Source organism: Streptosporangium sp. NPDC023825, from assembly GCF_040639575.1.
In the GTDB taxonomy this organism is placed as follows: Bacteria; Actinomycetota; Actinomycetes; order Streptosporangiales; family Streptosporangiaceae; genus Streptosporangium.
Window position 1 is genome coordinate 32,801 of record NZ_JBFAAE010000030.1, and the last position, 13,567, is coordinate 46,367.

11 protein-coding genes are annotated in these 13,567 nt (G+C 71.1%); 7 read left to right on the plus strand and 4 right to left on the minus strand.

The features are described from left to right. Window positions 1-332: 332 nt before the first annotated feature. The 7 genes from AB0G15_RS24720 (at window position 333) to AB0G15_RS24750 (ending at window position 8,068) form a co-directional block, all read left to right on the plus strand. The gene (locus AB0G15_RS24720; RefSeq protein WP_362693254.1) at window positions 333-1,529 is read left to right on the plus strand and encodes a histidine kinase; all 1,197 of its coding nucleotides are present in this window, start codon (window positions 333-335) and stop codon (window positions 1,527-1,529) included. 114 nt (window positions 1,530-1,643) lie between these two features. After that, on the plus strand, window positions 1,644-2,405 hold the full coding sequence (locus tag AB0G15_RS24725; protein ID WP_362693257.1) for a LytTR family DNA-binding domain-containing protein: 762 nt from the start codon (window positions 1,644-1,646) through the stop codon (window positions 2,403-2,405). Further along, window positions 2,402-2,926: a hypothetical protein gene (locus tag AB0G15_RS24730; RefSeq protein ID WP_362843978.1), complete on the plus strand. Its 525-nt coding sequence runs from the start codon at window positions 2,402-2,404 to the stop codon at window positions 2,924-2,926. Before AB0G15_RS24725 ends, AB0G15_RS24730 begins: the two co-directional genes overlap by 4 nt. A gap of 106 nt (window positions 2,927-3,032) precedes the next feature. Next, window positions 3,033-4,532, plus strand: coding sequence for a cation acetate symporter (locus AB0G15_RS24735; protein WP_362843980.1), 1,500 nt, complete (start codon window positions 3,033-3,035; stop codon window positions 4,530-4,532). A gap of 243 nt (window positions 4,533-4,775) precedes the next feature. Next, window positions 4,776-5,957 carry an MFS transporter gene (locus AB0G15_RS24740; protein ID WP_362843983.1) on the plus strand — a complete coding sequence of 394 codons (1,182 nt, stop codon included), beginning with the start codon at window positions 4,776-4,778 and terminating at the stop codon, window positions 5,955-5,957. A gap of 174 nt (window positions 5,958-6,131) precedes the next feature. Next, window positions 6,132-6,461, plus strand: a complete 330-nt coding sequence (locus tag AB0G15_RS24745; protein WP_362843985.1) for a DUF485 domain-containing protein — start codon at window positions 6,132-6,134, stop codon at window positions 6,459-6,461. Beyond that, window positions 6,458-8,068 carry a cation acetate symporter gene (locus tag AB0G15_RS24750; RefSeq protein ID WP_362843987.1) on the plus strand — a complete coding sequence of 537 codons (1,611 nt, stop codon included), beginning with the start codon at window positions 6,458-6,460 and terminating at the stop codon, window positions 8,066-8,068. The genes AB0G15_RS24745 and AB0G15_RS24750 overlap by 4 nt, the downstream gene beginning before the upstream one ends. Window positions 8,069-8,182: 114 nt before the next feature. On the opposite strand, the gene AB0G15_RS24755 is transcribed toward AB0G15_RS24750, so the two are convergent. The 4 genes from AB0G15_RS24755 to AB0G15_RS24770 all read right to left on the minus strand — a co-directional run bounded on the left by AB0G15_RS24755 (window position 8,183) and on the right by AB0G15_RS24770 (window position 13,508). After that, window positions 8,183-9,106, minus strand: coding sequence for an aldo/keto reductase (locus AB0G15_RS24755; protein WP_362843990.1), 924 nt, complete (start codon window positions 9,104-9,106; stop codon window positions 8,183-8,185). Window positions 9,107-9,187: 81 nt separating this feature from the next. Further along, window positions 9,188-10,696, minus strand: a complete 1,509-nt coding sequence (locus tag AB0G15_RS24760; RefSeq protein WP_362843992.1) for a wax ester/triacylglycerol synthase family O-acyltransferase — start codon at window positions 10,694-10,696, stop codon at window positions 9,188-9,190. A gap of 341 nt (window positions 10,697-11,037) precedes the next feature. Continuing rightward, window positions 11,038-12,723, minus strand: coding sequence for a DNA polymerase/3'-5' exonuclease PolX (polX, locus tag AB0G15_RS24765; RefSeq protein ID WP_362843995.1), 1,686 nt, complete (start codon window positions 12,721-12,723; stop codon window positions 11,038-11,040). 134 nt (window positions 12,724-12,857) lie between these two features. After that, complete coding sequence (locus AB0G15_RS24770) at window positions 12,858-13,508, minus strand: cupin domain-containing protein (RefSeq protein WP_362843998.1); 651 nt, start codon at window positions 13,506-13,508, stop codon at window positions 12,858-12,860. Window positions 13,509-13,567: the final 59 nt, after the last annotated feature.

Genomic DNA, 13,567 nt, shown 5'->3' on the forward strand with positions numbered 1-13,567 from the left:
TGGGTCACGCGCTGCTCTCCGTCCAATTCGACAAGGCGGTCACCCCTGATTGCCCGATGTGCCGAAAAGCTTTCACCACCCCTGCGAGGCATGCCGAATCCCAAAGTGTCACCGGAGTACCGGCCGGTCGAGACTCACCGAGGCGGGCGCTGCCGGAACGGCGGCGCATTGTCTTGATCTACAATGTAAAGGGGCGTGGCTGGGTGCTCGCCTTGCACCGAGAGCGCCTCGCACCGCGTGGAAGATCCTGTTCGACCCTGCTCCGAGGTGGAAGGAGGGTGTGATCCCGATGGGTGAGGCGCGGGCGTGGCCGGGCGTATAAGGTCCGGAGCGTGGAACCCCTCGTTGCCGTGTTGCTGGTCGCCGCCCTGGTCGGCGTACCCGCTCTGGTGCTGTGGCGGGTGCTGCGCGGGCGCAGGGAGCTGGGCAGCAGCCCCGCGGAGCGGGCCACGTTCGAGACCCTGCACACCGCCTCCCTGGCCGCGCCGCCGCTGCGGGCGGGGCTGACCGAGGCGGGGGCGCAGAAGGCGTCCCGCCATCTTCGGGAGCTGCTGGGCTCCCCGGCGCTGGCGATCACCGACGAGGAGCGGCTGCTGGTCTACGACGGCGAGGGCGACCACCACGCCCGCGAGGCGTTCGCCCACGCCGCCAAGACGCTCTCCGGGGGCCGGACCCGGGTCCTGGGCCCCGAGGTCGTCTCGTGCGACCTTCCCGAGTGCCCGATCAGGTTCGCCGTGGTGGTGCCGCTCACCACCGACGGCAGGGTGGTGGGTTCCCTCGCCTCGTACGGCGGGCACGCCTCGGCGGGTCTGGTCAGGGCCGCCCACGAGGTCGCGAACTGGGTCGACTCGCAGCTGGAGCTGGCCGAGCTGGACCGGTCGAGAACGCGTCTGATGGAGGCCGAGGTCCGGGCGCTGCGCGCGCAGATCTCCCCGCACTTCATCTACAACTCGTTGACGACCATCGCCAGCTTCGTCCGTTCCGATCCGGACCGTTCCCGCGAGCTGCTGCTGGAGTTCGCCGACTTCACCCGGTACTCCTTCCGGCGGCACGGGGAGTTCACCACGCTGGCCGAGGAGCTGCGTTCCATCGACCGCTACCTCACCTTGGAGCGTGCCCGTTTCGGCGATCAGCTCCAGGTGACGCTGCGCATCGCCCCGGAGGTGCTCGCGGTCGCGGTGCCGTTCCTGTGCCTGCAGCCCCTGGTGGAGAACGCGGTCCAGCACGGGCTGGAGAGCAAGCCCGGGGTCGGGCGCATCTCGATCGTCGCCGAGGACGCCGGGGCCGAGTGCCGGATCAGCGTGGAGGACGACGGCGTCGGCATGGAGCCCGACCGCCTGCGCCGCATCCTGGCCGGTGACGCCGACGAGCGCTCGGGGGCCGGGGGAGTGGGGCTGGTCAACGTGGACGAGCGGTTGCGCCAGGTCTACGGTGACGAGTACGGCCTGGTGGCGGAGACGGCCAAGGGGGCGGGAACGAAGGTCAGCGTCCGCCTGCCCAAGTATCATCCGGGTGTCTCCGCCCGTTGAGCCCGCTTGAGCCCGCGCCTGGTCCGAACCTTTCCCCCTACCGAAAAGTTGACAGGCGATGTCTGATTCATCACCCTCTAGAAATTCCCTCGTGAACGATCTGGAGGAGTGACCGTGACCGGCCTGCGCGTCCTTGCGGTGGACGACGAGCTTCCCGCGCTGGAGGACCTGGCCTACCTGCTCCGGGACGATCCCCGTATCGAAGAGGTGTCCCTGGCCAGGGACGGGGCAGCCGCGCTGCGCGTCCTGGACCGGGCGATCGCCGACGGGCGGCCGATCGACGCGGTCTTCCTCGACATCCGGATGCGCGGCCTGGACGGGGTGGTGCTGGGCCGGTTGCTCTCGCAGTTCGCCAACCCGCCCCGGGTGGTCTTCGTGACGGCCTACGAGGAGCACGCGGTCGACGCCTTCGAGATCAAGGCCGAGGACTACCTGCTCAAGCCGGTACGGCCGGAGCGGCTGGCCGAGGCGATCCGCAGGGTGTTCGTCTCCGCGGAGCTGCCGGAGAGCGAGGGGGCGGGCCGCGCCGATCCCGACACCATTCCGGTGGAGCTCGGCGGTGTCACCCGGTTCGTGGCCAGCACCGAGGTCCGGTACGTGGAGGCGCAGGGCGACTACGCCCGCCTGCACACCGCGGGGGGCAGCCATCTCGTGCGCATCTCGCTGGCCACGCTGGAGGAGCGCTGGTCCTCCGCGGGGTTCGTGCGGGTGCATCGCAGCCATCTGGTCGCGGTCAAGCACATCGACGAGTTGCACATCGACTCGGGCCGGTGCGTGGTCCGCATCGGTGAGACCGAGATCCCGGTCAGCCGCCGCCACACCCGTGAGCTGCGCGATCTGCTGGTTCGCAGGGCGCGCAGGGGCAGGTCGGAATGAGCCGTGATCCCGAGCCCGGGGAGGGCGCCGAGCCGCGCCGGTGGATCGCCGACCGGACGCGCAGGGATGCCGACCGGACGCGTAAGGACGCCGAGCGGACGCGCAGGGACGCCGAGCGGACGCGCAAGGATGCCGAGCGGTCGCGCAGGGATGAGCGTCCGCGGCGCGAGGTGGTGACCAGCCCTCGTACGATGGCGCCCCGCCACCCCCGCTACCCGGTCACCCGCGAGATCGACGAGCAGACCCGTCTGGGTGAGGTGTACATGCGCTCGCTGGTCCGCACCCAGTTCCGCCTGGCCCTGTTCGTCTGCACGGTGCTGGGGTGCGTGGTGGCGGGACTGCCCCTGATGTTCCTGCTGGTGCCGGAGTTGCGCGCGGTCCACCTGCTGGGGATCCCGCTGCCCTGGGCGGTGCTGGGCGGCCTGATCTATCCGGCGTTCGTGATCGGCGCCTGGCTCTACGTCCGGCAGGCGGAACGCAACGAGCGGCACTTCGCCGAACTGGTGGACAGGGCCCGTTGACCAGGAGACGGACCGTCCCGGGGCCTGAACCCGAGGCCCCCACGACAGGAGACGTCACAGGAGGCGTCACGGGAGATGGCATGGAAGACGTCGGGGGAGGCGTCGGATGAGCACCGCGTACGGTGTGACGGCGGTCGTGCTGGTGGTACTGGCGGCGGTGCTGATCGGTGCGTTCGGGATCAGGTTGTCGCGGACCACCTCCGACTTCTACGTCGCCTCCCGGACGGTCTCCCCGTTGTGGAACGCCTCCGCCATCGGCGGGGAGTACCTGTCGGCCGCGAGCTTCCTGGGCATCGCCGGGCTGATCCTCACCTACGGCGCCGACATGCTGTGGCTGCCGGTCGGCTGGACGGGCGGGTATCTGGTGCTGCTCGTGCTGGTCTCGGCGCCGCTGCGCCGCTCGGGGGCGTACACGCTGCCCGACTTCGCCGAGGCGCGGCTGGAGTCGATGGTGGTGCGGCGGATGGCCGGGGTGCTGGTCGTGCTGATCGGCTGGCTGTACCTGATGCCGCAGTTCCAGAGCGCGGGCCTGGTCCTGCGGGCCATCACCGGTGCCCCCGAGTGGGCGGGGGGCCTGCTGGTGGCGGCCGTGGTCGCGGTGAACGTCATGTCCGGCGGTATGCGGTCGATCACGTTCGTGCAGGCCTTCCAGTACTGGCTGAAGCTCACCGCCCTGGCCGTGCCGCTGGTGTTCCTGCTGCTGGCGTGGCGCGACGGCGGCTCACCGGGCCTGAGCGCGCAGGACGCGGCCACGTGGGCGCTGCCGCTGTCGACCGGCAGGGAGTACGGCCTCTACTCGACCTACTCGCTGATCCTGGCCACGTTCCTGGGCACGATGGGGCTGCCGCACGTGCTGGTCCGCTTCTACACCAACCCCGACGGCCGGGCGGCGCGCCGTACGACGCTGGTGGTCCTTTCGCTGCTGGGCGCCTTCTACCTGCTGCCGGCGGTGTACGGCGCGCTGGGCCGGATCTACGTCCCGGAGCTGGAGGGCAGTGACACGGTGGTCCTGTCGCTGCCCGGGCGGCTGATCGGCGGCGTGGCCGGGGATCTGCTGACGGCGCTGGTGACGGCCGGGGCGTTCGCGGCGTTCCTGTCGACCTCCTCGGGGTTGACGGTCTCGGTCGCCGGGGTTATCGGGCAGGACATCCTCAAGGGCGGGGTGCGGTCGTTCCGGGCGGCGGCGGTGCTGGCGGTGATCGTTCCGCTGGGGCTGGCGGCCTTCGCCCGCTCGCTGCCGGTCGCCGACGTCGTCGGCCTGGCGTTCGCGGTGGCGGCCTCCTCCTTCTGCCCGCTGCTGGTGCTGGGCATCTGGTGGCGGCGGCTCACTCCCGTCGGCGCGATGGCCGGGTTGCTCGCCGGTGGCGGCCTGGCCTGCGGCGCGGTGCTGATGACGATCGGCGGGGGGCCGCACACCGGTCTGGTCGGTGCTCTGCTGGCCCAGCCCGCCGCGTGGACGGTGCCGATCGCCTTTCTCGTCATGGTGGTGGTCTCGTTGCTGACGCCGGGGCGCATCCCGCCGAACGTGGCGCGCACGATGGTGCGTCTGCACACCCCCGAGATCCTCAATCTGGACCGGGGTGACTGGCGGCCCCGGTCCTCTTGACGGCTCCGGCGAGCTGTGACGGAATGACGCTTATGGGCCGATATTTCGGTTGTTCTGACTAGATTTGGTACTCGCCGGCTCCGGTGATGAGGCGCTCGCCGAGGTCGGCGACGCCACTGCCGTGCTACCCGGGAGCCGGTCGGCACGCCGGTCCGCCGTGTCGTATGAGAGCCGGACCGCGCACCGGTCCGCCGCCGTGTCGCATGAGAGCCGGTCGGCACACCGGTCCGCCGGTCAGCGGTGATGCCGGAGGTCCTGCGCCGGCCCCGGTTCCGGCTCATCTACTTCGGGATGGCCGTCAGCCTGCTGGGCGACGCCTCGCTGCTGCTGGTACCGGGGATCCTGGCCAAGAGTCTCACCGGCTCCGACGCCGCGGCCGGGCTGACCCTGTTCTTCTTCATCCTGCCCCTGTGCTTCTCGCCCCTGTTCGGATACCTGATCGACCGGGTGGACCGCAGGAGGCTCCTGATCGTCACCTGCGTGCTGTCGGGCGTCTCGCTCGCCCCGCTGGTCGCGGTCACCGGGCCGGACACGGTCTGGCTGATCTACCCGGTGTCCGCGGCCATGGGCTGCTCGTACGCGGTGATCTTCTCCGCGCTCGGCGGGCTGCTCAAGGCCATCCTGCCCGGGCACCTGCTGGCCGAGGCCAACGGAGCCCTGCAGACCACCCGGCAGGGACTGCGCCTGTTCGGGCCGCTGCTGGGTGTGGCCGTCTACACCGCCTTCGGGCTCGGCGCGCTCGTGCTGTTCGACATGGTCACCTTCATGGTCGCCGCGGGGGTCTTCGCGATGCTGCCCGCGCCGGAGTCCCTTGCGCGCGTCTCGCCGGCCTCCCCGGGGCACTGGCGCGAGGAGTTCTGGGCCGGGGCCCGCTACCTCTCCGCCGAACCGGCGCTGCGTCGTGCGACCGTGGCGCTCTGCCTGATGTTCTCGGTGGCCGGGGCCGCCGAATCGCTGATCTTCGCGGTCATCGAGCACGGCCTCGCCAGGTCGCCGGAGTTCACCGCGTTCACCTCGACCGCGATGGGCCTCGGCGCGATCGCCGGGGGGCTGCGGAGTTCCACGGTGATCGCGCGCCGGGGCGAGCTGTTCGCGATCGGCGCGGGAATCGGCCTGTACGGCGTGGCGGTCCTGTGCTGGGTGGTTCCCGCGGAGGCGGTCGTGCTGGGGGCGATGACGGTGGCGGGCGCCGGGCTGACCCTGGAGGGGGTGGCCAGGACGACCCTGGTGCAGCGCCGCAGCCCGGCCCACCTCGTCGGCCGGGTCTCCACCGCCCTGGAGTCGCTCACCGGGTTCACCCAGCTGCTGTCCCTGCTCGGCGGCGCCGTGCTGGTGTCGCTCGTCGACTACCGCCTGCTGCTGGCGGTGGTCGGCCTGACGGTCTGCTGTGCGGGCGTTTATGCCCTGCGGGGCGGGCCGTGGTGAGATCGGGCTCCTGCGGGAACCGTTCGTCGTACGAGACGGACCTTTCACCGCAAGCCCGATCCAACTGAACGCGACGCGGCGGCGCCTCGGCGAAGAGAGCGCGTGCGGGTCTCCTCCAGGGGTAGCGTCCACCCCTACGTTGTCCGTGATCCAGATCACATTTTGGGAGGTCCCGTGACCGCCAGGCAACATGATTCGTCGGTCTACGAAGAAATTCAGACCGACGCACGATTCCAGGAGTTGAAGAAGCGTTTCCGGGCCTGGGCGTTCCCGATGACCGCGGCGTTCCTCGCCTGGTACCTGCTGTACGTCGTCCTGTCCGCCTGGGGGCGCGACTTCATGGGCACGAAGGTCTTCGGCAACATCAACGTGGCGCTGATCTTCGGTCTGCTCCAGTTCGTGTCGACGTTCGGCATCGCCTGGGCCTACTCCCGTTTCGCCGAGAAGAAGCTTGACCCGCTGGCCGACGAGATCCGCCACGGAGTCGAGGGGAAGACCGAATGAGCCACCAGACCCTCTCCACGATCCTGTTCCTGCTCTTCGTCGCGGGAACGCTGGGCATCACCTTCTGGGCCAGCCGCAACACCAAGGACGCCACCGACTACTACGCCGGTGGCCGCTCCTTCAGCGGTGTGCAGAACGGCCTCGCCATCGGCGGCGACTACATGTCGGCCGCGAGCTTCCTGGGCATCGCCGGAATCATCGCCCTGTCGGGCTACGACGGCTTCCTGTACTCGATCGGCTTCCTGGTCGCCTGGCTGGTGGCGCTGCTGCTGGTCGCCGAGCTGATGCGCAACTCCGGCAAGTTCACCATGGCCGACGTGCTGGCCTTCCGGATGAGCCCCCGCCCGGTCCGCACGGCGGCGGGCGTCTCCACCATCACGGTGTCGATCTTCTACCTGCTGGCCCAGATGGTCGGCGCGGGCGCGCTGGTCGGCCTGCTGCTCGGTGTCACCTCGCCGACGGGCAAGGCGCTCACGATCGTCGGCGTCGGCATCCTGATGATCGTCTACGTGGTCGTCGGCGGCATGAAGGGCACCACCTGGGTGCAGATCGTCAAGGCCGTGCTGCTCATGGGCGGCGCGACCCTGGTCACCCTGCTGGTGCTCGGCCACTACGGCTTCAACCTGTCCGGCCTGCTCGGCGAGGCCGCCACCCAGAGCGGCAAGGGCGCGGCCTTCCTGGAGCCGGGCCTGAAGTACGGCACCGAGGCGCAGGGCCTCGCGGGCAAGATCGACCTGATCAGCCTGGGCCTGGCGCTGGTCCTCGGCACCGCCGGCCTGCCGCACATCCTGATCCGCTTCTACACGGTCCCCACCGCGAGGGAGGCCCGCAAGTCGGTCCTGTGGGGCATCGGCATCATCGGCACCTTCTACCTGCTCACCCTCGTGCTCGGCTTCGGCGCGGCGGCGCTGGTCGGCGGCAAGGCGATCGTGGCGCAGGACAAGGCGGGCAACACGGCGGCGCCGATGCTCGCCGAGGCGGTCGGCAAGGCCATCTTCGGCGACGTGGGCGGCACCATCCTGCTGGCCATCATCGCGGCGGTCGCCTTCGCCACGATCCTGGCGGTCGTGGCCGGCCTGACGCTGGCGTCGAGTTCCTCCTTCGCCCATGACCTGTACGCGCACGTGTTCAAGCGCGGCAACGTCACCGACAAGGAGGAGATCCTGGTCGCCAGGATCTCGGCGTTCGTCATCGGCGCGGTCGCCATCGGGCTCGGCATCCTCGCCCAGGGGCAGAACGTGGCCTTCCTGGTCGCGCTGGCCTTCGCCGTGGCGGCCTCGGGCAACCTGCCCGCGATCCTCTACAGCCTGTTCTGGAAGAAGTTCAACACGGCGGGCGCGGTCTCGGCCATCTACGGCGGCCTGGTCTCCGCGCTGCTCCTGGTGATCTTCTCGCCGGTCGTCTCGGGCAGCGCCACCGCGCTGTTCCCCGACGCGAACTTCGCCTGGTTCCCGCTGAGCAACCCCGGCATCGTCTCGATCCCGATCGGCTTCCTGGCCGGGTTCATCGGCGCCCGCCTCAGCAAGGAGTACAGCGCGGAGAAGTACGCGGAGATCGAGGTCCGCTCGCTCACCGGCATCGGTGCCGAGAAGTCCACCCCGCACTGAACCCCGTACTGTGACCCCCCGTGCGAACCGTGTGCGGAAGTGCGGGGACCCGGGGCCCGGCCGCGTCGCGGCCGGGCCCCGTCGTCATGCGCGCCCGGCGGGCGCCGGTCGTCCCTAGCGGGACGCCTCGTCCAGCAGGGCCAGCTCGTCCGCCGACAGCGTCATGTCGGCGACCGCGAGCAGTGGCCGGAGCTGCTCGACGTTGCGGGCGCTGGCGATCGGCGCGGCCACCGTGGGCTGGGCGGCCAGCCAGGCGAGCGCGACGGTGGCCGGTGCGGCGCCGTGGGAGGCGGCCACCTTGTCCAGGGCGTCGAGCACCCGCGGGCCGCGCTCCGTCTCCAGGTACTGCGCCGCCTTGTCCGCGCGCGGGCTGTCCACGGTGACCCCCGGCCGGTACTTGCCGGTCAGGAAGCCGCGGGCCAGGCCGAAGTAGGGGGTGCTGGTCAGCCCCGCCTCCGTCACCACGTCGCGCAGCGCCCCCTCGTAGTCGCGCTCGAGCAGGTTGTAGTGCTGCTGCAGCACCCCGTACCGCGCCAGGCCGGCCTCCTCGGAGATCGACAGCGCCTCGGCGAGCCGCTCGGCGCTGTAGTTCGAGGCGCCGATGTTGCGTACCTTGCCCTCGGTGACCAGGTCGTCGAACGCGCCGAGGGTCTCCTCCAGGGGGGTGGCCGCGTCGTCGACGTGGGCCCAGTACAGGTCGATGTAGTCCGTGCGGAGCCGCCGGAGCGAGTCCTCGGCCGCCGCGCGGATGTTGGCCGCCGACAGTCCGGCGCGGCTGCCCAGCATGCCCACCTTGGTCGCCACCACGATCCGGTCGCGGTTGCGGCGGGAGGCCATCCACTCGCCGATCACGGTCTCCGACTCCCCGCCGGCGTGCCCGGGAACCCGCGCGGAGTAGGAGTCGGCGGTGTCGACGAGGTTTCCGCCCGCCTCCGCGTAGGCGTCCAGGACGGCGAACGAGTCGTCCCGGTCGGCGGTCCAGCCGAATACGTTGCCACCGAGGCAGAGAGGGAACAGGTTCAGCTCAGAAAAGCTCATGGGTCAACTCTATTTCTTGACCAATCGCGCGGTTGCGGGACATCGGCGGTGATTCTCCGGGAGGCGCCCCCCGGCCCGCCCTCAGACGGATGCCATCTCCCTGGCCGGCGCGGGCCGCTCCACCGGGGCGATCCGCCCGGCCGGGGGCGGCTCGACCTGCTCCATCAGCTCGTCCATGGCCTCGCGCAGGTGGCCCATGAGCCGCCACACGTCGGCCACCCGGTCCGGGCAGGACAGGATGCCGAAGTCGAGCGAGCCGTCGTAGGAGAAGCAGGTGATGTTGACCCCGCCGCTCACGTCGGTCAGCACCGACATGGGGTGGTAGGCGAGCACCCTGGCCCCGCACAGGTACAGCGGGAGCTGTGGCCCCGGCACGTTCGAGACGATCAGGTTGATCGGCGGCAGCACGATCGAGGCCAGCCGGAACACCGCGGAGGTCGCCAGCGCGGTGACGGCCGAGGGCAGCATCGACGACAGCTCGCCCAGCCAGGCCGTGGGGGCGCCGGCGAAGCGCCGCTTGGCGCTGAGCATCGTGCCCGCCATGACGCGCAGGCGCTCGCGGGGGCAGGCCAGGTCGGTCGGGATCGGGGTGACCATGACGGAGATCTGGTTGCCGACCACCTCCCGCGCGCTCGCGGTGCGGACCGCGACCGGGACCGCGGCGATCAGCGGCCGGTCGGGCAGCGCGTCGTGCTCGCGCAGCCACGCGCGCAGCGCCGAGGCGCACAGCGTCATGACCACGTCGTTGACACTGGCCCCCGCGCTCCTGGCCACCCGCTTGACGTCCGCGAGAGGGATCGATCCGTAGGAGAAGCGCCGCTCGGCGCCGATCGGGCCGTTGAACGGGGTGCGCGGCGCGGTCAGCATGGGCGCCTCGGGCGGTTCGGTCTCCCTTCCCGCGATCAGCCGGGTGGCGGCGGCCACCTGCCGGGCACCGGGCAGCGCCGAGGTCAGCGGCATCGTGTCGAGCTCGGCCGCCATGCGGCCCAGCGAGTACAGCGTCCTGGCGGGCTGGAGCACCGTCCTGGCCACGGCGCCGGCGAGCATGCCGGCCAGGCCGGGGGCGGTGGTCCGGGGCTCGGGCGCGGGCCGCTCGACGGCACGGGGTTCGGGTGTCAGGTCCAGTAGCGCCGCGAGCAGCTCCGCCCCCGACACCCCGTCGATGGCGCAGTGGTGGACCTTGGCGTACAGGGCGACGCGACCTCCGGTCAGGCCGTGGATGAGGTGCATCTCCCACAGCGGGCGGTCCCGGTCGAGATGCCGCTCGTGGATCCTGGCCACCTTCTCGGCGAGCTGGGCGTCGTCGCCGGGGCCGGCGAGGGTCACCTCGTGGACGTGGCCGGAGACGTCGAGATCGGGGTCTTCGGTCCAGTACGGCCGGTCGAGGCCGAACGGCACGGTGGCCAGGCGCAGTCTCAGCGCCGGGGCCAGGTGCAGCCGATCGCGCAGCAGCCCGACCAGGCACTCGCGGGTGACGGCCCCGAGACTGGAGCAGGCGGGGTCGAGGATGGCCAGCCCCGCGACATGAGCCGCCGTGGTCGCCGACTCGGCGTGAAGGAACTGCGCGTCGAGCGCGGTCAGCTGGCGCATCGGTCGGGCCTCCTGGCGGAAAATGCGAGAACTCGGAGAACACGTGTTGCCATCATCACGTCGGCGCGTTTCCCTCTCGTTTCCTCCGTGGGACCTCCGGCGTCTTTCGGGTGTCTTCTCGGGCGAGGTGCGGAGGCCCGCCGTGACCACTTTCCGTAACCTTCCCATTTCACACGGTAGGCATGCCTTCCGGACAGGGTGATCCCGGCGATCTTTTCCGAAGGCGATACCCGTCCGTGGGCGTCCGGCGTCGCGCGTATTACATATATTTCCTACCAGATAACTAGGTAAGATGCGAGGGGGCGCGCCCCCGCCTGGGTCCGTCGCCCGGGGCCGTCGTCTCAGCGGCCGAGGAAGGCCAGCAGCCGCTCCAGCGGCCAGGTGTTGATCACGTCGTCGGCGGTGAGCCACCCGCGCTGGGCGACGCCGATGCCGAACCGCTGGTTGTCCAGGTGCGGGACCGCGTGGGCGTCGCTGTCGACGGAGAACTTCACGCCGTGGTGGTGCGCGAGCCGCACCAGGTCGGCGGGGAGGTCGGAACGGTCGGGGAAGGAGTCGATCTCCATCGCGGTGCCGGTGCGGGCCGCGGCGCGGAACACCTCGTCCCAGTCGGCGTCCACCGGCGGGCGGACGCCGATCCTGCGGGTGGTCGGGTGGCCGATGATGTGCACGTGGGGGTTCTCGCAGGCGGCGACGAACCGCCGGGTCATCTCCGCGCGCGACTGGTTGAAGTGCGAGTGGACGCTGGCCACGCACACGTCGAAGCCCTCCAGCACCTCGGCCGGCCAGTCGACCGAGCCGTCGGGGGCGATGTTCAGCTCGCTGCCGTGCAGCAGCCGCGTCTTCGGGTACTTCTTCTGCAGCTCGCGCAGGCGTTCGCGCTGCTCCAGGGCCTTTTCCAGCTTCATCCGGTGCATCGCCAGGTCGGGCGCGTGGTCGGTCACCGCGTAGTAGGAGTAACCGCGGGCCGCGGCGGCGGCGACCATGTCCTCGAGGGAGGCGATGCCGTCGGTGAGGTCGGTGTGGGTGTGCAGGTCGCCCTTGAGATCCTCGACGGTGACCAGCCTGGGCAGCTCGTGCTTGAGCGCGGCGGCGATCTCGCCGCCGTCCTCGCGCAGGGTCGGCGGGATCCACTCCATGCCGAGCGCCCCGAAGACCTCCTCCTCGGTCGCGGCCGCGATCACCCGGTCGCCGTCGAACAGGCCGTACTCCGACAGCTTCCAGCCCTTCTTCACGATGATCTCCCGCAGGTGCACGGTGTGCTCCTTGGAACCGGTGAAGTACATCATCGCGGCGCCCCACGACTCGGCGGGGATCAGGCGCAGGTCGACCTGGACGCCCTGGGCGGTGCGGATCGAGGTCTTCTTCTCCCCCGAGGCGACGACCTCCGCGACGTAGGGCTGCGCCTTGAAGTCGTCCATCAGCGACTCGGGGCCGACCGCGAGGACGTCGATGTCGCCGACGGTGTCCTTCATCCGGCGCAGCGACCCGGCGTAGGCGATCCGCTCGGCGCCCGGCAACGAGGCGACGACCCGCTCCGCGAGGTCCATCGCCGTCCCGGTGTGCATCCTGGCACTGTGCTCGGCCAGGTGCTCGACACCTTTGAGGAGGTTCTCCACGGTCTTGGCGCCGAAGCCCTTGACGCCGTCGAGGCGCCCCTCCCCGATGGCCTTCACCAGGGCCTCGGGGGAGTCGATGCCCAGCTCCTGGAAGAGGAAGACGGCCTTCTTCGGCCCGAGCGAGGTCACCCGGGTCAGCCGGCGCACCCCCTGGGGGACCTTCTCCCGCAGGTCGTCGAGCTGCCGGAAGCTGCCCCGCTCCAGGTATTCCTCGACCTTCCTGGCGATCGCCTCGCCCACCCCGGACACGCTTCGCACCGGCACGGTCGCGATGTCGTCGGGGAACCCCGCGATCGCCCTGGCGGCCTTCTGGTAGCTGCGGACCCGGAAGGCGTCGCCGCCGCTCATCGCGAACAGCTCGGCGTACTCCTCCAGGGCGGCGGCGACGTCGTCGTTAGCTCGTGCCATGTCCCCAGCCTAGAAGATCGCACCGACGTTTCCCGGCTCCGGCCGTCCGGTGACAGCGGGCGGCGCGCGCCGCCGCGCCGCCCGCTGTCACGCCCCCCCGGGTCCCTCAGGCCCGGGCCCCGGTCCGGGAGGCCCTAAAAGTCCGCCGGGTAGGTCATCAGGTGGCCGCACATGCCGTCGCGGGGTACGGCGGGCACCCGGGTGACCGCGGCCTCGCGCAGGTGGGCGAGGTCGCCGCCGCGCAGCGCGGCCAGCTGGGCGCCCGTCGTCTCGGCGGCGCGCAGCGGGCCCTCGCGCCAGCGGGACTCGAAGGCGTCCAGGCGGGGGGCGACGATCGCGGCGGCGGCCTCCAGGAAGGCGGCGAAGGCCGGGCGGCCCCCGGCGCGCAGCCGCAGGAACCCCTCGACGGCCAGGTCGCGGCGCTCGCGCGGATCCGAGCCCGCGGCGGCGGCGTACCGGGCGGGGTCGGCGAGGACGTCGGGGGGGAAGGTCAGGACGGCGTCACCGGCCTCGGGCAGGCCGCTGTTCTGCATGAGGACCACGATGCGCAGGCCGCCGCCGTTGACCAGGCGGTGGACCGTGCCGGGGGTGAACCGGACGACGGACCCGGCAGCCAGCGCCGTCTCCTCGTACCCGTTCCAGGTCAGGGTCTGCACGCTGCCGGAGCCGGCCACCACGGCGTACGCCTCGGCGCACAGCGTGTGCAGGTGGGGCGAACCTCCGCGCAGGCCGTCCTCGGTGGGCCAGTCGTAGACGGTCAGATCGCTCACGCCGGTGCCGAACACGGGTGCTCCTCACTCCTGCCGGACATCTCTGCCGGACATCTCCGCCGGGCATCTCCGCC